25 protein-coding genes are annotated in these 24,490 nt (G+C 72.4%); 7 read left to right on the forward strand and 18 right to left on the reverse strand.

Annotated features, from left to right (window positions below):
• The 4 genes from ACYVAG_RS15905 to ACYVAG_RS15920 all read right to left on the reverse strand — a co-directional run.
• The coding region (locus ACYVAG_RS15905) for a hypothetical protein (RefSeq protein WP_460771282.1) at positions 1-217 on the reverse strand (217 nt) is incomplete at its 3' end.
• Positions 214-3,306 carry a glycosyltransferase family 2 protein gene (locus ACYVAG_RS15910; RefSeq protein WP_460771283.1) on the reverse strand — a complete coding sequence of 1,031 codons (3,093 nt, stop codon included), beginning with the start codon at positions 3,304-3,306 and terminating at the stop codon, positions 214-216. The genes ACYVAG_RS15910 and ACYVAG_RS15905, both read right to left, overlap by 4 nt.
• A gap of 100 nt (positions 3,307-3,406) precedes the next feature.
• Complete coding sequence (locus ACYVAG_RS15915; protein WP_460771284.1) at positions 3,407-3,667, reverse strand: WhiB family transcriptional regulator; 261 nt, start codon at positions 3,665-3,667, stop codon at positions 3,407-3,409.
• 108 nt (positions 3,668-3,775) lie between these two features.
• Positions 3,776-4,636: a hypothetical protein gene (locus tag ACYVAG_RS15920; RefSeq protein ID WP_460771286.1), complete on the reverse strand. Its 861-nt coding sequence runs from the start codon at positions 4,634-4,636 to the stop codon at positions 3,776-3,778.
• Between the two features lie 40 nt (positions 4,637-4,676).
• Here ACYVAG_RS15920 and cofD point away from each other — a divergent pair, with 40 nt between their 5' ends.
• Together cofD and cofE are read left to right on the forward strand one after the other, a co-directional pair.
• On the forward strand, positions 4,677-5,666 hold the full coding sequence (gene cofD / locus ACYVAG_RS15925; RefSeq protein WP_460771288.1) for a 2-phospho-L-lactate transferase: 990 nt from the start codon (positions 4,677-4,679) through the stop codon (positions 5,664-5,666).
• Positions 5,663-6,499, forward strand: a complete 837-nt coding sequence (gene cofE, locus ACYVAG_RS15930; protein ID WP_460771290.1) for a coenzyme F420-0:L-glutamate ligase — start codon at positions 5,663-5,665, stop codon at positions 6,497-6,499. Before cofD ends, cofE begins: the two co-directional genes overlap by 4 nt.
• A 3-nt stretch (positions 6,500-6,502) precedes the next feature.
• On the opposite strand, the gene ACYVAG_RS15935 is transcribed toward cofE, so the two are convergent.
• Positions 6,503-7,588 (reverse strand): mannose-1-phosphate guanylyltransferase, encoded by a 1,086-nt coding sequence (locus tag ACYVAG_RS15935; protein ID WP_460771293.1) that lies wholly within the window; start codon positions 7,586-7,588, stop codon positions 6,503-6,505.
• Positions 7,589-7,632: 44 nt separating this feature from the next.
• Here ACYVAG_RS15935 and ACYVAG_RS15940 point away from each other — a divergent pair, with 44 nt between their 5' ends.
• Positions 7,633-8,301 (forward strand): TIGR03089 family protein, encoded by a 669-nt coding sequence (locus tag ACYVAG_RS15940; protein ID WP_460771295.1) that lies wholly within the window; start codon positions 7,633-7,635, stop codon positions 8,299-8,301.
• Positions 8,298-9,347 carry a glycosyltransferase family 2 protein gene (locus tag ACYVAG_RS15945; RefSeq protein ID WP_460771297.1) on the forward strand — a complete coding sequence of 350 codons (1,050 nt, stop codon included), beginning with the start codon at positions 8,298-8,300 and terminating at the stop codon, positions 9,345-9,347. The genes ACYVAG_RS15940 and ACYVAG_RS15945 overlap by 4 nt, the downstream gene beginning before the upstream one ends.
• Before the next feature lie 226 nt (positions 9,348-9,573).
• Here ACYVAG_RS15945 and ACYVAG_RS15950 read toward each other — a convergent pair whose 3' ends face one another.
• Positions 9,574-11,163 (reverse strand): LCP family protein, encoded by a 1,590-nt coding sequence (locus tag ACYVAG_RS15950; RefSeq protein WP_460771299.1) that lies wholly within the window; start codon positions 11,161-11,163, stop codon positions 9,574-9,576.
• A 136-nt stretch (positions 11,164-11,299) separates the two neighbouring features.
• On the opposite strand from ACYVAG_RS15950, the gene ACYVAG_RS15955 reads away from it, so the two are divergent.
• A complete protein-coding gene (locus ACYVAG_RS15955) occupies positions 11,300-12,571 on the forward strand; it encodes an LCP family protein (RefSeq protein WP_460771300.1) in 1,272 nt (423 codons plus the stop codon).
• Between the two features lie 3 nt (positions 12,572-12,574).
• Here the strand turns inward: ACYVAG_RS15955 and ACYVAG_RS15960 are convergent, their stop codons facing one another.
• The 12 genes from ACYVAG_RS15960 to ACYVAG_RS16015 all read right to left on the reverse strand — a co-directional run bounded on the left by ACYVAG_RS15960 (position 12,575) and on the right by ACYVAG_RS16015 (position 22,530).
• Complete coding sequence (locus tag ACYVAG_RS15960; protein ID WP_460771302.1) at positions 12,575-13,048, reverse strand: hypothetical protein; 474 nt, start codon at positions 13,046-13,048, stop codon at positions 12,575-12,577.
• A 36-nt stretch (positions 13,049-13,084) separates the two neighbouring features.
• Positions 13,085-14,239, reverse strand: a complete 1,155-nt coding sequence (locus tag ACYVAG_RS15965; protein ID WP_460771402.1) for an acyl-CoA dehydrogenase family protein — start codon at positions 14,237-14,239, stop codon at positions 13,085-13,087.
• A gap of 52 nt (positions 14,240-14,291) precedes the next feature.
• Positions 14,292-15,071, reverse strand: a complete 780-nt coding sequence (locus ACYVAG_RS15970; RefSeq protein ID WP_460771303.1) for an EI24 domain-containing protein — start codon at positions 15,069-15,071, stop codon at positions 14,292-14,294.
• Positions 15,072-15,074: 3 nt separating this feature from the next.
• The gene (locus tag ACYVAG_RS15975) at positions 15,075-15,692 is read right to left on the reverse strand and encodes a hypothetical protein (RefSeq protein WP_460771305.1); all 618 of its coding nucleotides are present in this window, start codon (positions 15,690-15,692) and stop codon (positions 15,075-15,077) included.
• A 1-nt stretch (position 15,693) separates the two neighbouring features.
• Positions 15,694-16,245 (reverse strand): 5-(carboxyamino)imidazole ribonucleotide mutase, encoded by a 552-nt coding sequence (gene purE / locus ACYVAG_RS15980; RefSeq protein WP_460771306.1) that lies wholly within the window; start codon positions 16,243-16,245, stop codon positions 15,694-15,696.
• The gene (locus ACYVAG_RS15985) at positions 16,238-17,416 is read right to left on the reverse strand and encodes a 5-(carboxyamino)imidazole ribonucleotide synthase (RefSeq protein ID WP_460771307.1); all 1,179 of its coding nucleotides are present in this window, start codon (positions 17,414-17,416) and stop codon (positions 16,238-16,240) included. The genes purE and ACYVAG_RS15985 overlap by 8 nt, the downstream gene beginning before the upstream one ends.
• Complete coding sequence (locus ACYVAG_RS15990) at positions 17,413-17,925, reverse strand: GtrA family protein (RefSeq protein ID WP_460771309.1); 513 nt, start codon at positions 17,923-17,925, stop codon at positions 17,413-17,415. Before ACYVAG_RS15990 ends, ACYVAG_RS15985 begins: the two co-directional genes overlap by 4 nt.
• 91 nt (positions 17,926-18,016) lie before the next feature.
• The gene (locus ACYVAG_RS15995; RefSeq protein ID WP_460771310.1) at positions 18,017-18,985 is read right to left on the reverse strand and encodes a peptidoglycan-binding protein; all 969 of its coding nucleotides are present in this window, start codon (positions 18,983-18,985) and stop codon (positions 18,017-18,019) included.
• Between the two features lie 184 nt (positions 18,986-19,169).
• Complete coding sequence (locus ACYVAG_RS16000) at positions 19,170-20,240, reverse strand: peptidoglycan-binding protein (RefSeq protein WP_460771312.1); 1,071 nt, start codon at positions 20,238-20,240, stop codon at positions 19,170-19,172.
• 153 nt (positions 20,241-20,393) lie between these two features.
• Positions 20,394-21,161, reverse strand: coding sequence for an enoyl-CoA hydratase/isomerase family protein (locus tag ACYVAG_RS16005; RefSeq protein WP_460771314.1), 768 nt, complete (start codon positions 21,159-21,161; stop codon positions 20,394-20,396).
• The gene (locus ACYVAG_RS16010) at positions 21,158-21,691 is read right to left on the reverse strand and encodes a PH domain-containing protein (protein WP_460771315.1); all 534 of its coding nucleotides are present in this window, start codon (positions 21,689-21,691) and stop codon (positions 21,158-21,160) included. The genes ACYVAG_RS16005 and ACYVAG_RS16010 overlap by 4 nt, the downstream gene beginning before the upstream one ends.
• 26 nt (positions 21,692-21,717) lie before the next feature.
• Positions 21,718-22,530, reverse strand: coding sequence for a biotin--[acetyl-CoA-carboxylase] ligase (locus tag ACYVAG_RS16015; RefSeq protein ID WP_460771316.1), 813 nt, complete (start codon positions 22,528-22,530; stop codon positions 21,718-21,720).
• A gap of 120 nt (positions 22,531-22,650) precedes the next feature.
• On the opposite strand from ACYVAG_RS16015, the gene ACYVAG_RS16020 reads away from it, so the two are divergent.
• Positions 22,651-24,225: an acyl-CoA carboxylase subunit beta gene (locus tag ACYVAG_RS16020; protein ID WP_460771318.1), complete on the forward strand. Its 1,575-nt coding sequence runs from the start codon at positions 22,651-22,653 to the stop codon at positions 24,223-24,225.
• Positions 24,226-24,256: 31 nt separating this feature from the next.
• Positions 24,257-24,481, forward strand: a complete 225-nt coding sequence (locus ACYVAG_RS16025; protein ID WP_460771320.1) for an acyl-CoA carboxylase epsilon subunit — start codon at positions 24,257-24,259, stop codon at positions 24,479-24,481.
• Positions 24,482-24,490: the final 9 nt, after the last annotated feature.

The following is a 24,490-nucleotide window of genomic DNA, read 5'->3' on the forward strand; positions in this document are numbered from 1 at the left end:
CCGGCGCGGCGGGGCAGACCGTGACGGTGCGACCGGTGGTGTCGACCGGGTCCGCGGGCGGGATGGCGGCGGGCCGCACCGTGGCGCCGCCGGCCACGACCGCGCCCAGGGCGAGGGCGACGGCGGCGACGGCACCGGCGCGGCGCAGGCGCGACATCTCGGCGCGAGGCTCACTGGTCGTGCCGGGCTCACTGGTCGTGCGGGGCTCACCGGTCATGCGGCACCTCCCGCAGCGCGGCGTCCGACGGGCTCGCTCGCGGCCCTCGCCCGGGCCCGGCGGCGCTGGTCGCCGGCCCAGGACGGCGCGGCGAGGACGACCACGGCGAGCAGCCCGATCAGTTGGAGGGCCAGCACCCACGGCCAGACCGGCGTGTGCCAGGCGACGGCCAGGCGTCCGGCGCGGTCCGGGACGGCGTACGTCGTCGCGCCGCCCGTGGTGCGCGGCTCGAGCCGCTCGCCGTCGAACGTCACGACGCGACGGGCGTCGGTGGGCTCGGCGACGGTGAGCGTGCGGCCGCGGCCCGCGGGCAGGTCGACGGCGGGCTCGGCGCCCGGGCGGCCGTCGAGGGCGACCGGGGCCACGGGGCCGGACGCGGCCGCTGGAGCGGTCACCGCCAGCCGGGCCACAGTCCCGGGAACCGTCCAGACCAGGCCGCGCTCGTCGCCGGATCCGGGGCCCAGCCCGGGCACGTTGGTGATGCGGGCGCGTTGTTCCTCGGTGGCCCCGCGCACCCAGACGTGGGCCACCCCGAGCCGCGCGAGGTCGCCGGCGACCTGCTCGTCGCCGGCGCCCGCGACGAGGCGGGCGACGACGCTGCGCGTGCGGTCCTGCATGTCCTTCGACCCACCGAACGCCAGCCCGCGGTCGGCGTCGCCGAGCCGGAGCTGGTCGTCGGCGACCAGCGACCAGCGGAGTCCGGGCGCGCCGGCGAAGTCGAGCGCGAGCGTACGCGTGGCCGCGGGCGAGTTCATCGCGACCCGCACGAACGGCGGCATGGCGTCCAATCGGTCGCGTTTGACCGGCCCCGCGACGCTGGCCCACGCCCACCACCCGGCCGACGCGACGAGCACGACGCCCGCGAGGAGGCCGGCCAGGGCGGCGAGGGGGCGTACGCGCCACGGCCCGTCGAGCCCCCGGGCCGCCGCGAGCACGAGGCCCGCGACCGCGAGCAGGACCAGCGCGTGGGTGTCGGGCCGGACGCGCGTGCCGAAGGGCATCCCGGTCGCCAGCCGGGACGCGAGGACCACGGCGATCGCAAGGGCGATGAGGGCCGCGGCCCAGCCGGCCCAGACGGCCGCCGACCGGGTGCGGCGGGCGAGCCCGGCCAGGGCCAGGACCGCCAGCGCCAGGCCCGCGGGGACCCACAGCCACCACGGCGCCAGCCCGGCCCAGGGGTCGGCGGCGAGGCCGGCGTCGGGCCCGGTCACCAGCCGCGTCCAGCCGCGGGCGATCGCCGGCCACCAGGGGGCGAGGAGGACCAGGGGGACGGCGACGGCGATGGCGACCCGGGCCAGGCGTACGCGGTCGCGGCGCCAGACCACCGCGGCGACGAGCGCCGCCAGCAGGCCGGGGAAGAGCAGGACCGGGTGGAAGCTGACGGTGACGGTGGCGACGAGCCCGGCCCAGAACGCGGCACGCCAGCGCTCCCCCGCGCCGGGATCGCGCAGGGCGAGACCGCGCAGGCCGACCGCCAGCGGGGGCAGCAGGATGGCGACCACCATCAGGCCGAGCTGGCCGCGGTTCAGCCCACCGAGGAGCGCGGGCGCCAGGGCGTACGCGGCGCCCGCGGCCAGGCGTACGCCGGGGCTCGCGACCTCGCGGCGGAGCAGGAGCTGGGCGCTCGCATAGGCCAGGGGGACGCAGAAGAGGGCGAGCCCGGTGGTGAACCACTCGGGCTGGCCGAAGGCCAGGGTCGAGCCGAGCGCGACCCAGCCCTCCCAGGGCGGCGCCGACAGGCCGGGCGCGCCGGGGATGGGCGCCAGGTAGGCCCGCCACGCCTCGCCGAGGGTGTCGCGGGCCGGCAGCAGGCCGGGGGCGACGAGGTGGCCGGCCCCCACCAGGCCGCGGCCGGCTGCGACGGCAAGGACGGTGAGCAGGAGGCCGACCAGCACGACCGGCCGCGTCCAGAAGCCCCGACGGACGGTGTCGCCGCCGGCGAAGTCGTCGCCCGTCAGCTCGTCGAGGGATGTCGAGGGCTCCTCGCCGAACGCCTCCTGCCAGCGGTTCGAGGCCCAGTCGTGGACCTCGTCGGCGGCGGCCTGGGCCCCGGCCCAGCGGCCGGGCCGGAGGCGCTCGAGGGCCTCGGCGCCCGCCGGGGTCGCCGGACGCACCCGTTGGGTGAGGCTGGCCGGGCCGCCTCGCCAGGTCTTCACCGCGCGCAGCTCGGCCGTGGCGCGGGAGGGGGCCTTCGCGAGGAGGAAGCCGAGCGCGCGGGCGTAGGAGCCGAGGACGAGGCGACCACGGCCGCCGCGCGCGGCGACGGTCCGCAGGGCCAGCGCGCGGTCGAGCTGGTCGGGGTCGTCGCCGATGAGGCGGCTGGCACGCAGCCCCTCGCGACCGGCGCGGCGGTGGGTCAACACGGCCTCGGGCGCGGTCACCACGCGGTGGCCGGCGGCGGTCGCCCGCCAGCCAAGGTCGACGCCGTCGCGGAACACGGGCAGTTCGGGGGCGAGGCCGCCGAGCTCGTCCCACACCGCGCGGCGGATGAGCATCCCGCAGGTGCTGACTCCGAGCACCTGCTGGGCGGTGTGTTGGCCCTGGTCGATCTCGCCCGGGGTGAGGGGGGACACGCGACGGCCGGAGTCGGCGATGGAGACGCCGAGCTCGCTGATGCGTCGTTCGCCGCGGCCGGGCTGGAGGAGCTTCGGGCCGAGCACGTCGGCATCGGGGTCGGCGACCGTGGCCGCCAGGAGCTCGTGGAGGGTGTCGGGTTCGGCCACGACATCGTCATGGAGGAGCCAGAGCCAGGGATCGGGGTGGTCATCAGCTCGCGCGCCACCGGCGTCGGCCGCCAGCGCGCGGGCGACGGCCTGGCCGAAGCCCTCGTCGGCGGACCCGTCGACCACGAGGTCGAACAGCCCGCTCGCGCGCAGCAGATCGCCGGTGGCGTCATCGGAGCCGTTGTCGACGGCGAGCCAGCGCGCGGGCCGGGTGGTCAGGCCGGCCAGCGAGCGCAGTGCGGGAGCCAGCCAGACAGCGGCGTTGTGGGCCACGAGAACGGCGGTGACGCGGAGGTGGGACACGTCGACCGGAGCGGCCTCGCGCTCCTCATGGGCCCACGCCCACGTGTCGTCGGTCGTCGTCATCGTGGGGGGCCACCTCGGGTCGGGGTCGTTCGGGCTGGGCGTGCGGGCGCCGCGAAACGACATGAGGGACGCCGCAGCGTCCCTCATCGTAATGGCTCGGTCAGACAGCCCGCTTCTTCAGCTTGCGGCGCTCGCGTTCGCTGAGCCCGCCCCAGATGCCGAACCGCTCGTCGTTCGACAGGGCGTATTCGAGGCAGTTGCTGCGCACGTCGCACGACAGGCACACCTTCTTGGCCTCCCGGGTCGATCCACCCTTCTCGGGGAAGAAAGCCTCGGGGTCGGTCTGGGCGCAGAGCGCGCGCTCCTGCCACCCCAGCGCGCCCTCATCGTCGACGGCCACGACCGCCAGCAAATCCTGCATGTTTCCTCCTCGACCCGTCCGCGAACCCGCCCGTCCACGAAATACGTTGATGGAATTACATGCCTGTCGTTACCGGTAAGTCAAGCCCGGGCATGTCGAAAAGTCCCTCTATTCTGGGCGGTTGGGCTCCCATCGCCCGCGGAACTGGGTCGTGTCGGCCTGGTCGGTCGGGCCGTTGGGGTAGATGATCGGGGGTCCGGAGGCCGAGGGCTGGGACTGGTGGGCGCCCTGGCCCGGTTGCGCGTACGCCTGCTGGCCATAGGGCGACTGGTCGTACGCAGGCTGGCCCTGGGTGAGCTGGCCCTGCTGCTGATGGCTGTGTGGGCCCTGCTGTTGCTGGCCCTGGTGGCCCTGGTGGCCCTGCTCGGGCAGCCACCCCCCGCGCTCGCCCGGGACGCCCCAGCCGCTGGCCCCCGCACCGGCGGCGGCCCCCGACGCCGTGGACCAGGCCGCGCCGGCGGCCTGGTCGGGCTGCCACGTCGGCGCGTTGGGGTCGTCGGCGGGCGCAGCCTCGATCGCCGGGGTGGACGCGCGCTGGCCGGTCCGACCCGCGAGACGCACCAGCACGAGGGTGACTGCGGCGGGGATCAGGAGGAACGCGATCAGGTCGACGGCCTCGACGAGGGTCGGGACCGCGCCGCTGAGCGGGGCCACGCGCGTCAGGTGGATGACGCCGAACACCGCCTGCACCAGCGTGCCGAGGCCGGCGATCACCGCGCCCGTCCACGCGAGGGCCGACGCCTTCGGCGACCGCGGTTCCCACGCCGCGCAGGCGGCCACGGCGACAAGCAGCAGGGCGGCGGCACCCGGACCGAACAGGGCCTGGGCGTAGGTCGAGAACGCCCAGCCGCCCTCTTCACCCGTGGCGCCCTGGGCCACGCGTACGAAGTCCATCACCATGCCGAGCCCGATGCCGACCAGGACGAGCCAGGCGGCGGGTTCGCGTACTTTCTTCAGTCCATCGACCATGGGGGCAAGCGTAGGGGAATCGACTGACACAATGGCGCGGGTGAGCATCGATCGGATCGTCGTGTTGGCCGGAGGAGTGGGAGGGTCCAGGTTCGTCCGCGGCGTACGCGCCGCCTGGCCGGACGCCCACATCGACGTGGTGGCGAACACCGCAGACGACGTCACGATGCACGGGCTGCGCATCTGTCCCGACATCGACACCATGTTGTACGCGCTCGGCGACGGCCTCGACCCCGTGAAGGGCTGGGGCCGCGCCGACGAGACGTGGTCGATCCTGGATGAGTTGAAGACCTATGGCGTCGAGCCCACGTGGTTCGCGCTGGGCGACCGCGATATCGCGACCCACCTCGTGCGCTCCCAGCTGATCACCGCGGGGGCCAGCGCGACCGACATCACCGCGGCGCTGGCCTCGCGCTGGCTGGCGCACGACCCGAAGCTGCGCGTGCTGCCCATGACCGACGACCGCGTCGAGACCCACGTGGTCATCGCCGACCCGGACGAGCCGTCGGGGCGCCGCGCCGTGCACTTCCAGGAGTTCTGGGTGCGCCTGCACGCCGAGCCGAAGGTCGAGCGCGTCCTCCAGGTCGGCATCGACCGGGCCCGCGCCACCGACGCCGTGCTCGAGGCCATCTCGGGCGCCGACCTCGTGCTCGTCGGTCCGTCCAACCCCGTGGTGTCGATCGGTCCCATCCTCGCGACCGGCGGCGTACGCCCGGCCCTGCGGTCCACGCGCGCGACGGTCGTGGGGTACGCCGGCATCCTGGGCGGCCGGCCCGTGCTCGGCATGGCCGACAAGCTGCTCCCGGCGATCGGGGTCGAGGTGGACGCCGGGGCCGTGGGGCTCCACTATGGGGCGCGGTCGAAGCCCGGCGGGCTGCTGGACGCGTGGGTGATGGACTCCGCGGACGCCGGTTCCGTGGCGCGGGTCGAGGAAGCCGGGCTGCCCGCCCTCGCGACCGACCTGATGATGCGTACGCCGGAGGCCACCGCCACGTTCGTCCGCGCGGGCGTCGAGCGCGCCGGCCGATGAGCGTCGTCACGGTGGAGGCGCCCGACGGCATCGGCGAGGTGCGCGCCGGCGACGACCTCGCGGAGCTGATCCTCGCGGTCACCCAGCCCGTCGACGGCGACATCTGGGTGGTCACCTCGAAGGTCGTGTCGAAGGCCGAGGGACGGGTCATCGCCGAGGCCGACAAGGAGGCCGCGCGGCGCGCCGAGTCGCGGCGGGTCGTGGCGAAGCGCGGCGGCACGGTGATCGTCGAGCACCGCCTGGGGCTCGTCCACGCCGCGGCCGGCATCGACTCGTCCAACGTGGCCGGCGGCACCGCCCTGCTGCTCCCCGTCGACCCCGACGCGTCGGCGCGGGCGATCCGGGCGGCGGTGCGCGAGCGTACGGGCGCGACGATCGGCGTCGTGGTGAGCGACACGTCGGGGCGGGCCTGGCGTACGGGTCAGATCGACCTGGCGATCGGGCTGGCCGGCGTACTCCCCCTGGACTCCCACGTCGGGCGCACCGACGCGTACGGCAATGACCTGCGCGTGACGGAGATCGCGGTGGCGGACGAACTGGCGTCCGCCGCCGACCTCGCCAAGACGAAGCTCGGCGGCCGGCCGGTCGCGGTGATCCGCGGGCTGGGGCGGCTGGTGACGGCCGAGGACGGGTCGTCCGCTCCCCTGCTGCGCGACGAGCGCGCCGACTTCTTCCGGCTGGGGCGCCGCGAGGCGGTGCTGGACGCGGTGCTGCGGGCGACGGGCCAGACGGGACGCTGGGACGAGCTGGTCGAGCTCGAGGGCGAGGACCTCGTGGCCGCGGTGGTCGAGGGGGCGCCGGAGGACGCGGGGTGGATCAGGCGGGTGCTGTAGCGGTCAGGCGTACGCCTCGCCCAGGTCGTCGGCGACCTTCGCCACCAGGTTCTTGACCTGCTCCGCGCGCCCCGACGGGCACACCAGGGTGATGTCGTCGGTCTGGACCACGATCGTGTCGCTCATGCCGAGCACGGCGACCAGCCGCCCGTCGGCGCCCTTGTTGATCACGAGGTTGTTCACCGCGTCGAGCATGATCGTGCGGCCCTCGCGGGCGTTGCCGTCCTCGTCGTGGGGCAGGTGCTCGGCCAGCGACGGGAAGCCGCCGACGTCGTGCCACGTGATGGGCAGGCGCACCGCGACCACGTGGGAGCCCGGCGTGCCGCGACCGAGCGAGACCGGTTCCATGATCGCGTAGTCGACCGAGATCTTCGGCAGCCTCGGGAACAACTCGTCCAGCTTCGCCGGGTCGTCGGCCAGCTCCCGCACGATCGCGTGGCCGTCGGGCACGAGCCGCTCGAGCTGGGCCAGCAGGGTGGAGGCGCGCCAGACGAACATGCCGGCGTTCCACCAGTATTCGCCCGAGGCCACATAGCGCTCCGCGGTCTCGCGGTCGGGCTTCTCCTTGAACTCGACGACCTCGCGCACGTTGTCGTCACCGCCGACGGCGTCGCCCTGGTGGAGGTAGCCGTAGCCCGTGTGGGGCGTGTTCGGCACGACGCCGAACGTCACCAGCGCGTCGGGGTCGCCCTCGGCGACCTCGAACCCGCGCCGCAGCGCCTTCCGGAACACCTCCACCGGCTGCATGATCTGGTCGGCCGTCACCATCGCCACCACCGCGTCGGGGTCGGCCTTGGCCAGCACGGCGGCCGGCCACGCCACCGCGTTGAGGGAGTCACGGCCCTCCGGCTCGCCCAGCACCTGGTCGGCCGGCATCTCCGGGAGCTCCTCGCGCACGGTGTCGGCGTACTGGCCGCCGGTGCAGACCCACACGCGGTCGGCCCCGACCACGTCGACGACCCGGTCGAAGGCCATCCGCAGCAGGCTGCGGTCGCCGACGAGATGGAGCATCTGCTTGGGCATCCCCTGTCGGGACAACGGCCACAGACGCTTCCCGGAACCACCGGCCATGATCACCACATAACGCATGCCCCTGACCCTAGCGGCTGGTCAGCGCTCCTAGGATGAGCGACGTGACGCTTCTCCCCGACCTGCTCGCCGACCGCGTACGCCGGGACCCCGCGTCCCCGTTCCTCACCCACTACGGGTCACCGACCGAGCGCACGGAGCTGTCGGCCCGCACGTTCTCCAATTGGGCCGACAAGACCGCGAACCTCCTGGTGGACGAGGCCGACCTCGGACCCGGCGACCGCGTCCGCCTCGACCTCCTCGCCACCCACCCCGCCCACTGGATGACGCTGGTGTGGGTCGCGGGCGTCTGGCGGGCCGGGCTGGCCGTCGTCGACGGCGACGCCGACCTTGTCGTCACCGGCCCCGACGCCGGCGGCGGCCCCGGGTCGTACGCGTGCTCGCTCCACCCGCTGGCGCTCGGGCTGCGCGACCTGCCCGCCGGCGTACGCGACTTCTCCGCCGACGCGCTGGCCCAGCCGGACGCGTGGTTCGGCGAGGGTCCCGAGGCGGATGCGCTCGCGTGGTCGGTGGGTGGCGTCGACCTCACCCACGCCGACGTGTCCGCCGGCGAGGGTCGGGGGTCGCGGGCCGTGGTCGTCAGCGAGGGCGACGCGCTCGCGGCGGTCCGCGCGGCGCTGGTCGCCCCGCTGCTGGGGGGAGGGTCGAGCGTCGTGGTCGCCCCGACGATCGATGCCGACGCCCGCGCCCGCCTCGAGGAGGCCGAGCTGTGAGCTTCCCCTGGCCCGACGACACCTGGCCCGCGGTGTCGTATGTGATGCCGGTCCTCAACGAGGAGTCCTATCTCACCGACGCCATCGCGTCCGTGCTCGACCAGGACTATCCGGGCGAGAACGAGGTCGTGCTGGCCCTCGGACCGTCGCGCGACCGAACCACGGCGCTGGCCGAGGCGGTCGCCGCCGCCGACCCGCGCATCCACATCGTGCACAACCCCGGCACCGACATCCCTAAGGGCCTCAACCTCGCCATCGCCGCGTCGCGCCACCCGATCGTGGTGCGGGTGGACGCCCACTCGGAGCTGCCGCCGGATTACACGCGCCGGGCCGTCGCGACGCTGCGCGAGACGGGCGCCGTCAACGTCGGCGGGCTCATGGTCGCGGCCGGTCGCTCGCCGTTCCAGCGGGCGGTGGCCCGGGCGTACAACTCCCCCATCGGGCTCGGCGGCGGCACCTACCACTCCGGCGGCGAGGCGGGGCCGTGCGAGTCGGCGTACCTCGGGGTGTTCCGGCGCGAGGCGCTGGCGCAGGTGGGCGGCTATGACGAGTCCGTACGCCGGGGCGAGGACTGGGAGCTGAACCTCCGCATCCGCGAGGCCGGCCACACCGTCTGGTTCACCCCTGAGCTCGCGGTGACCTATTGGCCGCGCGACTCGGTGGAGCGGCTGGCGCGCCAGTTCTGGTCGACCGGGGCCTGGCGCGGCCACGTGATGCGGCGCGTGTGGCACAAGACGCCGCTGCGCTTCTTCGCGCCCGGCGCGCTGGTGGCGGGAACGGCGGCGGCCTGCGGGATCGCCGCGGCCGACGCGGCGGGCCTGGTCCGGGGGCCGGGTCGGGTGCTGAGGGTCGCGTACGCGGGTCCGCTGAGCTATGCGGCGCTGCTGGGGGCGTACGCGGCTCGCGGAGACGCCCCGGCGGCCGAGAAGGCGCGGTTCGCGCAGGTCGTCGCCGTGATGCACTACGCGTGGGGCGCGGGCTGGTGGTCCGGAATGCTGCGCGGGGCCGAGCAGACGGTGGACACGTCGCGGCACACGCGCCCCTGACGCGCTCCCCGCACGCACCCCTGGTGCCCACCCCCCACCTACACCCAACTTGCGCACACCGCTGCACAAGTTGCGTCGACACGCCGGGACCCAAACCCAACTCGCGCACACGCGACGACCGGCGTACGCATCCCTGTCGAGGACCGCACGCACCCCTGACCGCGCGGGTGGCGACCTGGTGCCGCGTACTCCCGGCACGGGGTCGCCACCCGACCGGTCAGTACACCTAGGCCGCCTGGCACACCAGCCCGAGGTCGTCCGTGCCGGGCTCGCTCACCGGGGTCGGCGTCGGCGTGAGGGTCGGCGTCGGCGTGGCCTTCCTGCTCGACCGGGTCGGCGTGGCCTTCGCCTTCTTCGTCGGCGTCGCGCTCGGCGCCTCGGTGACGGCCGGCCCAGGAGCCGGCGCGGGAGCCGGCGGCGCCGACGTCGCCGGGACCTCCTGCCCCTTCGGCCTGGGCGTCTGGGCGGCGATCCGCGTACGCACGGTCTCGCGTATCACGCCGAAGTCAGGGCGTCCCGGCTGGACCAGCGGCGGCACGAACGACACCGAGGCGATCTTCGTCTGCCGTGCCTTCATCGCCAGGGTGCCCAGGCGCTCCATCTCGCTGGTCGGCACGTCGGTCTCCACGATCTGCTTGCCGGCGCCCGCGATGGACTGGAAGCGGGTGATCACGGTCACCGGATCGAGCTGGTTCAGCATCGCGTTCATCACGCACTTCTGCCGGGCCATGCGCTCGTAGTCGGTCGACTCGTGGCGCGAGCGCGCATACCAGAGCGCGTTCTGCCCGTTCATGTGCACGGCGCGGCCCGGCTCGATGTAGCGCTTCACCTCGGTCGAGCCTCCGCCCACCGGCACCCGCTTCATGACGTCGACCTTCACCCCGCCTACCGCGTCGATGAGCGACTTGAACCCGTTGAGGTCGATCAACGCGTAGTAGTTGATCTCGAGCCCCGTCACCCAGGAGATGGCCTCCTTCGTGGCGACCGCGCCCGGGTCCTTCACCCCCGGATAGAGCTCCTTGTGCTCCATCGCCTTGGTGTAGACGGCGTTGAGGAGGCACTCGTGGTTCGGGCAGCTGAACCTGCCGGGATAGATCTTCTTCATCGGCGAGGAGTCGGGGAACTCCACGTCCTCGAGGTTGCGCGGCAGCGAGAACAGGACGGTCTTGCCGGTCTTCGCGTCGATCGACGCGACGGTCATCGAGTCGGGACGCAGGCCCTCACGCCCGGTTCCGGCGTCGCCGCCCAGCAGCAGGACGTTGTAGCGCCCCCCCTTGGTGCGGGTGTCGCCGCCGCCCGAGAACACCGTGCCGAGGAAGTCGCCCTGCGCCTGGACGACGTTGGCCGACGCGATGCCGCCCACCCCGAGCGCGAGCGCCAGCGTGCCCGCCACCAGGCCATAGCCGAGGCGGTGGTGCTGCGCGAGCTCCGGGGGCCGCGACAGGCGCCACGCGTCGACCATGAGGTACGCCCACCCGAGGCCGGCCGCCCCGATGACCAGCGCCATCAGCCATGTGATCGGGGTGAACGTCAGGATCGCGATCGCAGAACCGCGGCTGACCGCGAAGACGACGAGGAGTGCGAGCAGCACGGTCCACAGCCCCGCCCACACCCGCATTGCGACCCGCCCGACGCGCCGGTCGCCGTGCAGCAGCTGGGCAGAGCCCGGCACCACGAGCGTCAGCCCGAGGTTGCCGACGGCGCGGCGCAGGCGCAGCGCGTCGGCCCGACGTTGGGCATCGGGAACGGGCGATCGGCTCGATCCGGCGCGCCGGGGCGCGGGCGGAGCTGGCTGGTCGACGGGGTCCACGGTCACAGGTGCCTTTCGAATGGGGAAGCTGGGGAAGTCGGCCTTCGGAAAGACGTGACCCAGTCTGGGGCGATCGTCCCGTGAGCCGTGGACGCCACGCCGGGCGACCGGCAGGTTGGCCCCCACCCGGTAGTTTGGGCACATGCCCGGTCGCGACGACAACATGAGCTGGCTCTATCGAGGAGACGGCGCCAAGCGGCCGGTCGACCCCGCCGACCAGCCGACGCGGGTCTCCGCGACCCCCACCGACGCCCCGGCCAACACCGCCCGCTCGCGCCGCGCCACATTCGGCGAGGACAGCGCTCCCCCGCGTACGCGGGCCCAGGCGGCTGCGGCCTCGCGCACACGCCAGCAGGCCGCGGTCCCCCCGGCCCAGGCCAGACCCGGGCGTACGCGCCCCGCTCCCGTCGACGAGCCGCCGGGCCCGGTCACTCACAGGAGGCGCCGCCGCGGCAACCCCGTGCGCCGCACGATGGCGATCATCACCGCCCTGCTGGTCGCGTGGATGGTGTTCCTGGTCGGCACCCCGGCGTACGCCTGGGGCTCCTCGACCAAGATCGACGCGTTCCCCGCCGGCCAGCGCCCGGCCGACCAGCCGGGCGAGCTGTGGCTGCTGGTGGGCTCCGACTCCCGCGAGGGCCTCACCGACGAGGAGAAGAAGGAGCTCGGCACGGGATCGACCGAGGGCAAGCGCACCGACACGATCATGATGCTGTTCGTCCCGCAGAGCGGGAAGCCGGCGCTGGTGTCGGTGCCGCGCGACTCCTACGTCACGATCCCCGGCAAGGGCAAGAACAAGATCAACGCGGCGTACGCGTTCGGGGGCGAGAAGCTGCTGGTCGCGACCATCGAGCAGAACACCGGCCTGCGCGTCGACCACTACGCCGAGATCGGCTTCGGCGGGTTCGCCGGCGTCATCGACGCGCTGGGCGGAGTCGAGCTGTGCCCCAAGACGCCGATCAAGGACAAGCGCGCCCACATCGACGTCCCGGCCGGATGCCAGACCATGAAGGGCACGACGGCGCTGGGCTACGCCCGCATGAGGTACGCGGACCCCACCGGCGACCTCGGCCGCATGAACCGCCAGCGCGAGATGGTCGGCGCCATGGTCAAGAAGGCCGCGACGCCCATGACCGTGCTGAACCCGTTCCGCTGGTGGGGCGTCAACATGGGCGCGGCGCAGGCGCTGCGCACCGACAAGGACGCCGGCCTGTTCACACTGGCCGGGCTCGCCGGCCCGCTGCAGCAGGTCGCGACCGGCAAGGGCCTGACGCTCATGGTGCCGGTGTCGAACCCGAACTACACGACCCGGGCCGGGTCGTCGATGCTGTGGGACGACAAGAGGTCCAAGGAGATGTTCGCCGAGATCAAGGCCGGCGACACGTCGAAGCTGGAGCGGTTCGGGAAGCCGTGAGCGTCACGAGACCTGACGGCGATCGGCGTACCACGCGCCGTCGAGCGTGAACTCGGGCGGGAGTTCGTCCCACCGCAGCGAGAACACCGCCACCCCGTACTGGGCCCTCGCACACGTCCGACCCAGGGACGTCACCTGCTGCCGGACCTGGTCGCCCACGACCACCACGCGGGCGTCGTTGCTGGAACACGAGTCATAGACGGCCGCGTACACCAGCCCCTGCCCCGCCGCGACCACGCGCGCGGCCGCCTCCGGCCTCCCCTGCTCCTGCAGGTGCCCGACCAGCACGTCCCGGCGGTCGAGGTACGCACCGCCCCAGCGCGGCACCTTCCCCGCCGGCTTCACATCGGAGATCTGGCCGAGGAGCGTCCCCACCCGGCGCTCCTGCCGTGATGGCGGGGGCACCGGCCTTCCGGACGCGCATCCGCTCACGCCCAGGAGCACGGCGACGACCAGCACCACCCAGAGTCTCGACACCCGTTCAGTATCCGCGGGCGGGGTCCACCCCAGGGCTCAGCGATTCTCCGGCAGCCCCTGCAGCAGCTGGCGCGCCATGACGATGCGCTGCACCTGGTTGGTGCCCTCGTAGATCTGGGTGATCTTCGCGTCGCGCATCATGCGCTCCACCGGATAGTCGCGCGTGTAGCCGTAGCCGCCCAGCAGCTGCACGGCGTTGGTCGTGACCTCCATCGCGACGTCGGAGGCGAAGCACTTCGCCGCCGCGCCGAAATAGGTCAGGTCGGCGTCCACGCGCTCCGAGCGGCAGGCGGCCGCGTACGTCAGCTGGCGCGCGGCCTCGATCTTCATGCCCATGTCGGCGACCATCCACTGCAGGCCCTGGAAGTCGGCGAGCGGCTTGCCGAACTGCTGCCGCTCCTTGAGATAGCCGAGCGCATAGTCCAGCGCGCCCTGCGCGATGCCGAGCGCCTGCGCGGCGATCGTCACGCGCGTGTGGTCGAGCGTCTTCATCGCCGTGACGAACCCGGTCCCCTGGTCGCCCACCATGCGGTCGGCCGGGATGCGGACGTTGTCGAAATAGACCTCGCGCGTCGGCGAGCCCTTGATGCCGAGCTTCTTCTCCGGCGCCCCGAACGAGACGCCCTCATCGGCCTTCTCGACCACGAAGCACGAGATGCCCTTCGTACGCTTCTCCGGGTCGGTGACGGCGAACACCGTGTAGTAGTCGGCCGTGCCGGCGTTCGAGATCCAGCGCTTCACGCCGTTGAGGACGAACTCGTCGCCCTCGCGTACGGCCTGGGTCTTCATCGACGCCACGTCGGAGCCGGCCTCCGGCTCCGACAGGCAGTAGGAGAACATCGCGCCGTCGTTCGCCATCTTCGGCAGATATCTCTGGTTGACCTCGTCGGACGCCGACAGCAGCAGCGGCACCGTCGCGAGCTTGTTCACCGCGGGGATCAGCGAGGACGAGGCGCAGGCGCGGGCGACCTCCTCGATGATGATGACGGTCGCGAGCGCGTCGGCGCCCACGCCCCCGTACGCCTCCGGGATGTGGGGCGCGTGCATGTCGGTCGCGAACAGCGCGTCGAAGGACTTCTGGGGGAACTCGGCGCTCTCGTCGGCCTCGGCGGCGAAGGGCGCGACCTTCGCGTCGCACACCTCGCGGACGGCTGCGCGGAAGGCGTCGTGGTCCTCGGTGGGACGGTACATGTCGGTGAAGTCGGTCACGGGGGGCAGCCTATCCCGCCCGCCGCGCCGAAAACTACCGATCAGTACGAACTGGTCGTTCCTGACCGTCGGGTCGGGTCGGCTCCCCCAGCAGGCGGCGCGTCAGCAGCGTCCCACCCGCGACCGCGCCGGGGAAGAACGCGATGGACACGAACGGGATCGCCAGCAGCCAGAACACGGGGATGCCGAACGCCAGCACGGTCGCGGGCCGCGTACGCAGGACCTTGGCGCGGGCCGCGAGCGTCAGGAACCCGCGGCGCTCCAGCGCCGGGCCGACGAGCTCGCGCGCCATCATCCACCCGCCGAAGAGGGCTGAGGCGAGGAAGCCGATCACCGCGCCGATGACCGGCACCAGGCCGAGCAGGAAGCACACGACCGAGCCGACCACCGACAGCCCGACGGTCACCAGCACCTGGCCGACGACGCGTCCGACCAGCTGGTCCGGTCGCTCGGCGGCACCGGTCGGCGCGACCATCGAGACGGCGTCGTCGATGCGGCCCGCGATGCGCTCATAGATCGGCGCGCCGAGGGCGAGCGTGACCGCCGAGAACGTCAGGACGACCAGCAGGATCGCGGCGGCGTACAGGATGATCATGACGATGCCGCGCACGATGCCGGCGGTCGACGGCGCCCAACGCGACGCGAACGGCGTGAGCCAGTCGGCGAGGTCGTCGACCCAGAAGCCGAACCCGACCAGCAGGCCGACCATGACGATCGAGCTGATCAGCGGCGGCACGAGCCCGAGCCCGATCACGCCGGGCCGACGGGCGACCATGGCGATCCCGCGGACCAGATCGGCGATTCCCTGCAGCATGGGCTATTCCTTCCAATAGATGTGGACGACGCTGACCCACACACCCAGCGGTTCGGGCGCAGACCGGGCCCGCGCCAGCGCCGCCGCGTCGGGCCGGCGCTCGGAGACCACGACTTCGCCGTTGCGCGAGATCGTCTCGGGTGAGGTGTGCAGATCGAACGGCCGGGACGCCGCGTACTCGAGTTTCAGCCGGTGACCGCAGCGATAGCTCAGGGTGGGCAGGCGCTCGGTCGGGTAGTCCCTCCCCCACGCGCGCAGGTCGACCGCGCCATCGGGCGTGCAGCCGGCGGCGACGGCCTGCTCGTGCAGGGCGCCGACCCCGTCGACTGCCGGCAGGGCCAGGGCCACACTCGTGGTGAGTCCGCACGCCAGTCGATGCCGGGGCGGCTGGCCGAACGTGGTGGGCTCGGGCCTGCGGCACACGTCGCGCGACACGTCGGAGGGCAGGGGACGGGGTCCCTGGGACACCCGCGCGAGGAGGGCCGCATCGGCCGCGCCGGCTTGAGCGCGGTGCTCGGCCACCTTCGGCGCCGACGGGTTGGCCGGGGCCTGCGTACACGCGGTCACCAGGACCAGACACGTGACCGCGAGCCTACCGGCCGTACGCCGCGGCGACCGCACGTCAGCCGCCCCGGACCTTCGCGCCCTTGGCCTCGGCCGCCGTCTTCAGGTCGGCCTGGAACCCGACCATCTTCGCGGTCAGGTCCGGGTCGCCGGCGGCGAGGATGCGGACGGCCAGCAGGCCAGCGTTGCGTGCGTTGCCGATCGCCACGGTCGCCACGGGCACGCCCGCAGGCATCTGGACGATCGAGAGGAGCGAGTCCATGCCGTCGAGATATTTCAGCGGCACCGGCACGCCGATCACCGGCAGCGGTGTGAGCGCCGCGAGCATGCCGGGCAGGTGGGCCGCTCCCCCGGCGCCCGCGATGATGACCTCGAGGCCGCGCTCGTGGGCGCGGCGGCCGTAGTCGACCATCGCGTCCGGCATGCGGTGGGCCGACACCACGTCGGCCTCGTACGCGACCCCGAACTCCCGGCACGCCTGCGCGGCCGCCTCCATGGTGGACCAGTCGGAATCGGACCCCATCACGATGCCGACGCGCGGCTCCTCGACTTGCTGCGCTCGCTCGGAGAACGTGTCGGTCAGGTGTCCTTCGGAGAACGTGTCAGTCATGTCCCTCGACCCCCATCAGATAGTTCGCGGCGTGGCGCGCCCGACGGCGCACGTCGGCGAGGTCGTCGCCGTACGCGTTCACGTGGCCGACCTTGCGGCCGGGCTTGACCTGCTTGCCATAGAGCTCGACGCCGAGCCGCCGGTCGCGGGCGAAGCAGTGGAGCAGGGCGCTCGGCAGGTCGTCGATCGAGCCGCCAAGCACGTTGACCATGACGACCTGCGCGGCCCGCATGCCGGGATCGCCCAGCGGCAGGTCGAGCACGGCGCGGAGGTGGTTCTCGAACTGGCTCGTGTGGGCGCCGTCGCTCGTCCAGTGGCCGGTGTTGTGGGGGCGCATGGCGAGTTCGTTGATGACCACCGACCCGTCGCGGCGCTCCATCAGCTCGACCGCGAGCACGCCGACGACGCCGAGCTCGTGGGCCACCCGCAGGGCCAGCTGCTGGGCGGCGACGGCCTGGTCGTCGGTCAGTCCGGGCGCGGGCGTCACGGTCTCGGTGCAGATGCCGTTGGTCTGGACCGACTCCGAGACGGGGTAGGCGACCGCCTGCCCCGACGGCGAGCGAACCACGATCGCCGACAGCTCCCGCGCGAAGTCGACGAGCTCCTCGGCCACGATCGTGGTGCCGTCGCCCACCCCGCCGAACAGCTCGTCGGCGTCGCGGGCGTCCTCGAGCTTCCACACACCCTTGCCGTCATAGCCGCCGCGCGCGATCTTCGCGATGATCGGCCAGCCCTGGGCATCCCCGAAAGCCTTCAGCGCGGCCGCGTCGCGCACGACCGCGTACGCGGGGGCGTACGCGGCCAGTCGCTCGCGCATCACGGCCTTGTCCTGGGCGTGGACGAGCGCCGCCGGGCCGGGCCGCACGGAGACGCCCGAGGCCTCGAGGTCGCGCAGGATGCCGGTAGGCACGTGCTCGTGGTCGAACGTGATCACGTCACAGTCGGCGGCGAACGCGGCCACGGTCTCGGGGTCGTCGTGGTCGCCGACCACCACGTCATGGGCGACCAGGGCGGCGGACACGTCGGGGCCCTCGGCGAGGACGCGGACGGTGATGCCGAGGCGGATCGAGGCGGCGTACATCATGCGGGCGAGCTGGCCGCCGCCGATGACGCCGACGACGAACGACCTGGTGCCGTCGGGGGCGGTCTGGTCGATGGGCACGGCGCTCACCGGTCCAGCTTCGCGAAAATGACGCGCTGGATCACGAAGTTGCAGATCGTGGCGACGCCCTGGGCGACGACGAAGCCAACCGTCTGGGCGATGACGAGGGCGGTCAACCCCAGCAGGTCCTCCACCCGGTCGTCGAGCGCTTGGAAGACCAGCGCGTACAGGCCGACCTGCAGGAAGAACGTGAGCCCGTAGGTGAGCCAGACGGCCACCAGGCGCCTGGTCGAGGGCTCGGCCTTGAAGGTCCAGCGGCGGTTGATCATGTAGGCCGTCGTGGTGCCGGCGATGAAGGAGATGGCCTTGGCCAGGGTCTGGCCGAAGTCGAAGGCGTGCGTGAGGATCAGCAGAAGCCCGTAGTCGACGATGGCCGACAGCACACCGGTGGCGACGAAGCGCATCAGCTGCTGCCTGAGGTCACCCGAGCTGCCGCGCTCCTCGAGCGGAAGCTCGATGTTGTGCGGGAGGGGGTTGTGCGGGAGGTCGTCGGCGTGGCCGTGGGCGGGATTCTGCACGGGCCGATCCTACAGAGGGTTCACGAGCGCTGTGGGACGCAGAACCGCCCCGTCCGCGAAGGACGGGGCGGTGCTGGCGACGACGCCCGGATCAGCGCTCGTACTCCCAGTGCCACGCCTCGTGGCCGACATTGTCGTCGAAGCCGTACTTGCCGGCGTTCGAGTTCAGCCACCGGTAGCGCGCGGTGCCGTGTCCGCCGACGTTCGAGATGTCGATCGCGAGGCCCCAGCCGTGGTTGGACGTGCCGGGACGGGCCGCCTGACCGCGGGGCAGCGTGCGCCAGTAGTGCTCCTGCACCGACAGCGGGCGGTACGCGTTGTTGTTCCCCGTGATGCTGATGTTGCTGCCGAACATCTTCTTGTGCGCCTCGTTGAAGGCCACGAGGTCGGGCAGCATGTAGCAGGCGACCTTGTCCTTCGGCGAGAACGGGACGGTGCACAGGATGCTGCTGGGGAGCTGGCCGTTGCGGTAGGCGCCCGACTTCTTGGGGTGCTTGTAGCGGGTGTCGGGGCCGCCCTTGCCCGGCACCGCCGGAGCGGGCCGGGTCGGGTTCGACGATCCCATGAGCGCGTCCCAGGTCGCCGGGCCGACGATGCCGTCGGCCGTCAGGCCCCTGCTCTTCTGGAACGACTTCGCCGCGGCCGTGGTGGCGGGGCCGAACGATCCGTCGACGGCGATCTTGGCTCCATGGTCGTTCAGCGTGGCCTGGAGCGCCTTCACGCGATCGCCCTTGGCACCGCTGGACAACTCCCGGACGAGCTTCGACCAGGTCTGCGGGCCCACCGCGCCGTCGGCGGCGAGGCCGGAACGCTTCTGGAAGGCCTTGACCGCGGCCTCGGTCTTCGGCCCGAACGAGCCGTCGGCCGCGACGTTGAGGTGGCGCTGCAGGACCTTGACGGCCACGCCCCGCGAACCCGACTTCAGCACGGGGAAGTTGGTGGCCTCGTTGACCGAGACACCCTCGACGGGGGCGGCCGAGGCGGGCTGGAGGGTGACGCCGGCGGTGATGCCGACCGAGAGGACTGCGGCGCTGGCGAGGGCGACGACCTTGTTCTTCATGGGGACTCCTGGTTGGGTTCCTGCTGGGACTGCGGGGATCGGGTCTTGCTCGATGGATCCATCGTGGACGAGCGGCGGTGCGTCCGGAAAGCGATCCGGGGCGGATGTTTCCTCCCTGTGCGGCGCGGAGATTTCCGCGCCGCACAAGGGGTCTTCGAGAAGGGGGGTTTGCGAGAAGGGGGCGTCAGGAGACGATGTGGTGCTCGCGCCAGTCCCCGCCACGGGGGTCGCCGGTGCTCTCACCGAAGTTCATCAGCACGGAACGGGAGGTCTCGACGGTGCGACCCTTCCACGGATCGTTGACCTTGTATTTCCCGGTCTTCGCATCGAAGCCCGTCACGACGATGTAGTGGCCGCCGCTGCCGCCGAGCCACGGCAGGTTCTTGGTGTAGCCGTTGAGGATGACGGGCTTGCCGCTGCGGGCGGCGGCCAGCGCGGCGGCGGTGTCCTTCGTGCGCTGGTCCTTCACGCCGTACTTCTCCAGGGCACGCTCCATGCCATTCGCGCCCGTGCCGTCCGGGGTGGTCCCCGAGACCCGGCGCAGGTTCGCGACCGCGTCGGCATAGTCGTTCGCGCCGCGATAACCCGGGATCGTCTTCCCCCTGGCCACCAGCACCATGGCGACCGAGGTGGGGCCACAGCTGTAGTTGCCGCCGTTGCCGGTCTTCAACTGGTCCATCGCGACCCAACGGCCGTCGATGGGGGCCGGCTGGCCGGGGGTCGCGGTCTCGTCGTCCTCGTTCATCAGCGCGCCCCACGTGATCGCGCCGACGACACCGTCGGCCCGCACGCCGGAGGACTTCTGGAACGCGATCACCGCAGCCTTCGTCGCCGGCCCGAAGAAGCCGTCGATGGCGAGCGTGGCGCCGCGGTCCTTCAACGAGAGCTGGAGTGTGGCGACCTGGCCGCCCTTCGCCCCATAGCTGAGGCTCGGCAACAGCCTGGCCCACGTGCGGGGACCGACGACGCCGTCGACGTGGAGGCCTCTGGCCTTCTGGAAGGCCCTGACGGCCGACTGGGTGGCGGGGCCGAACTGGCCGTCGACCTCGGCGCGGTGGCCGGCGTAGGTGATCGCCCGCTGCAGCAGGCGCACCGACGCGCCCTCGCTGCCAAGCTTGAGTTCAGGGAGGCGACTGGCCTCCGCCACCGAGACGGCCCCCGACGGGGCGGCGATCGCCTGGGTGGCGACGAACGTGGCGCCGCCGCCGAGGGAGACGGCGAGGGAGGCGGTGAGGGCGACGAGCTTGCGCTTCATGAGGGAACCTTTCGGGGTGGACCGGGTGGCCGATTCGGGATGACCCGATCCTCGCCCGTCGCAATCCCCACCAGCAAAGAAAATCCGGCGGATTGTTCCTCCATGGCGGGAGGAAGTTTCCGCCGGACCTGATCGCCGGTGCAGCGCGTGACCTCAACTCCAGCGCGGCGCCCGCTTCTCGTTGAAGGCGGCGACGCCCTCGACCCGGTCGGGCGAGAACGCCGTCGCCTGCCACCCCTCGTGCTCGAGCCGGAGGCCGTCGGCGACCGGAAGGTCGAAGCCGTGGACCAGGGCGCGCTTGGCGTTGCGCGCCCCGATCGGCGACTTCGTGGCGACGAGCGCGGCCAGCTCGAGGGCCGCATCACGCGCGCTTCCCGTGGCCACCCGGCGGTCGACGAAGCCCATGCGTTCCCCCTCGGCGACGTCGATGCGCCGTCCGGTGAAGATCACGTCGGCCGCCCGGTTCAGCCCGATCCGGCGCGACAGGAGCTGGGTGCCGCCGCCCCCCGGGATCACGCCGACGCCCAGCTCGGGGAGCGCGAACACCGCGGTCTCGGAGGCCACGACGAGGTCGCAGCACAGCGCGAGCTCGAACCCGCCGCCCATCGCGAATCCTTCCACCGCAGCGATCGCGGGCACCGGAAGGTCATGCACTGCGCCGAAGCAGGCCCGGAACACCTCGCGTTGGGCCCGCAACTCGTCGTCGCCGAACCCGTTGCGCTCCTTGAGGTCGGCGCCGACGCAGTAGGCCTTCGGCAGCGCGCTCGACAACACCACCGCGCGTACGCCCGCATCGGCCGCGATCTCCTTGCAAGCCTCGGAAAGGTCGCGGGCCTGCTGGGTCGACACCGCGTTCATCGCCTCGGGCCGGTTCATCACCAGCTCGACCACGTGATCACCATGACGGGTGGTCTCGATCATTCGCTTTCCCTTCCCGCGTGGCGATCGCTGCCGTCACCGACCGCGAACAGCAGCTCGTTGACACTGCGCTGGACCTCCTCGACGCCGGGCACGTCCGGCAGCACGACCACGCCGGCCTCCGAGGCGGTGTCGAGTTTCAGCGTGCCGCAGCCGAACATGCGGTCGGCGAGGCTCCGGTCATAGGCCACGGAGTTCACCTTGTGCAGCTGGATGTCGTGGCCGGTGCGGTTCAGCACGCCCGACCGCGTGACAATGCGGCGCGTGGTCACGGTGAAGGTCCGCGAACGCCACTTCAGGAACGGCCCGCCCAGGAACCACAGGAGGGCGAGAACCGCCACGACCGCCACGACGATCCACCCCCAGGGCTGCGCCTGGGCAGGAAGGAGGATGCCGGCCGCGATACCCACGGCGGCCAGCATGAACACCGCCAGCCCCGGCCCGAACAACGCCTTCGGATGGGTGCGCAGATGGTGCACCACCCGCTCCCCCGGTGCCAGGTTCGCCCCGGCCTCCCCCGCTCGTCCGCTCATGGACGGGAACCTAGCAAGCGCCGCGCTCAGCGCGGGCGCAGGTGGAGCACGTCGCCGGCGGAGAAGCTCTGCGTGCCCGTGGCGTTGCAGACGAGCAGGGCCCCGTCGTCGTCGACCCCGACCGCGGTGCCCTCCACGTCGTCGGCACCGCGGCCGACGACACCCTCGACGTTGCGCATCACGCGCACCTCGCGCCCGAGCGTCCCGCACTCGGCCTCGTACGCCGCCCGCAGCGCCGCCGGGTCGTCGACCCACAGGGCGTACGCCGCCTCGAACGCCTCCAGCACGTCGCCGACCAGTGCGGTCTTGTCGACCTCCGCCCCCTCCAGCAGCAGTGAGGTCGCGGTGGGAACCGGGAGCTCGTCGGTGGACATCGACACGTTGATGCCCCAGCCGATCACCGCGGCCGGCTCGGTCGGGGTGTCCACCCGCTCGGCGAGCAGGCCGCACAGCTTGCGGTCCCCGACCAGGACGTCGTTGGGCCACTTCAGCGTGGCGGCCACCCCCGAGGTCGCGCGTACGCCGCGCACGACCGCGACGCCGGTCATCAGCGGCAGCCAGCTCCATCTCCGCACCGGCACGTCGGGGCGGACGAGCACCGACATCGCGACCGAGACGCCCGGCGGGGTCGTCCAGGCCCGGGTGAACCGTCCGCGGCCCGCGGTCTGGCTGTCGGTCACCAGGACCGAGCCGTGGGCGGCCCCGGCGCGCGCGAGGGTCGCGAGGTCGGCGTTGGTGGAGCCGCTGGAGGCGACCACGTCCACGTGGCTCCACAGCGATCCGGGACGCACGAGGCGATCGGTCAGGGCGTCGGCATGGGGCGGAGGCGTCGCGGGCACCCCGCGACCCTACCGGGCGTCCGGGTGGCCCGACGGCGGCGTGATCGACGTCGCGCCCCGACGCCCGGGACTTCGCCAGATCGCCCAGCACGCCCGCGGCGCCGACGCTAGGGTCGGCACATGGACATCGACATCCACACCACCGCGGGCAAGATCGCCGACCTCGAGCGCCGGACCGAAGAGGCCCTCAACGCAGGGTCGGCCGAAGCGGTGGAGAAGCTGCACGCCAAGGGAAAGCTGACGGCGCGCGAGCGCCTCGAGCTGCTGCTCGATGAGGGCACCTTCGCCGAGCTCGACGAGTTCTCCCGCCACCGTTCCACCGCGTTCGGCCTCGAGAAGCGCCGCCCCTACGGCGACGGCGTCGTCACCGGCGTGGGGGCCATCCACGGCCGCCCGGTCTGCGTGTTCTCCCAGGACGTCACGGTGTTCGGCGGGTCGCTGGGCCAAGTGTATGGCGAGAAGATCTGCAAGATCATCGACTTCGCGCTCAAGACCGGCTGCCCGCTGATCGGCCTCAACGAGGGCGGCGGCGCGCGCATCCAGGAGGGCGTCGTCTCGCTCGGCCTCTATGGCGAGATCTTCCGGCGCAACACCCACGCGTCCGGCGTCATCCCCCAGATCTCACTGATCATGGGTGCCGCCGCCGGCGGCCACGTCTATTCCCCGGCCCTCACCGACTTCATCGTGATGGTCGACCAGACGTCCCAGATGTTCATCACCGGCCCCGACGTGATCAAGACGGTCACGGGTGAGGACGTGTCGATGGAAGACCTCGGCGGCGGGCGTACGCACAACACCAAGTCGGGCAACGCCCACTACCTCGCGGCCGACGAGCAGGACGCCATCGACTACGTCCGCGACCTGCTGTCCTATCTGCCCCAGAACAACCTCGAGGACCCGCCGCTGTATGGCGAGGAGGCGTCCGACCTCGAGATCACCGAGCACGACCGCGTGCTCGACACGCTGATCCCCGACTCGCCCAACCAGCCCTACGACATGCACCAGGTCATCGAGAACGTCATGGACGACGACGAGTTCCTCGAGACCTCCCCGCTGTTCGCGCCGAACATCATCACCGGCTTCGGCCGCATCGAGGGGCGCTCCATCGGTGTCGTAGCGAACCAGCCCATGCACTTCGCGGGCTGCCTCGACATCGACGCGTCGGAGAAAGCCGCGCGCTTCGTCCGCACGTGCGACGCGTTCAACATCCCCGTGCTCACGTTCGTCGACGTGCCGGGCTTCCTGCCCGGCGTCGAGCAGGAGCACAACGGCATCATCCGCCGCGGTGCCAAGTTGATCTATGCGTACGCCGAGGCCACCGTCCCCCTGGTCACCGTGATCACCCGCAAGGCGTACGGCGGGGCGTACGACGTCATGGGGTCCAAGCACCTCGGGGCCGACGTGAACCTCGCCTGGCCGACCGCCCAGATCGCCGTGATGGGCGCCCAGGGGGCGGTGAACATCCTCTATCGCAAGGAACTCGCGGCCGCCGACGATCCTGACGCGCTGCGCGCCAAGCTGATCCAGGACTATGACGACGAGCTGTCGAATCCCTACGTGGCCGCCGAACGCGGCTATGTCGACCAGGTCATCCACCCCCACGAGACGCGCTCGGAGATCATCCGGATGTTGCGCCTGCTCCGCACCAAGCGGGAGACGCTGCCGCCCAAGAAGCATGGCAACATCCCCCTCTGAGCCGTCAAGACCTGTGAGCCGAGGAGCCATCATGAGCGAGCCCGAGAACGCGACGACCCCACCGGTGGTCGAGGTCGTCGCCGGTTCCCCCACCCCGGAGGAACTGGCGGCGGTGCTGGCGGTCGTGGCCGCGTCGTCCGGCGGGGAGACGAACGGACGCACGTCCGAGCGACCCCGTGCGGGTGGGTGGAAGAGCTATTGGCGCACCGTGCGCCAGGACCACCGCCCCGGGCCGGGGGGCTGGCGGGCGCGCTGACGTCGGGCG

The organism is Mariniluteicoccus flavus (assembly GCF_054776655.1).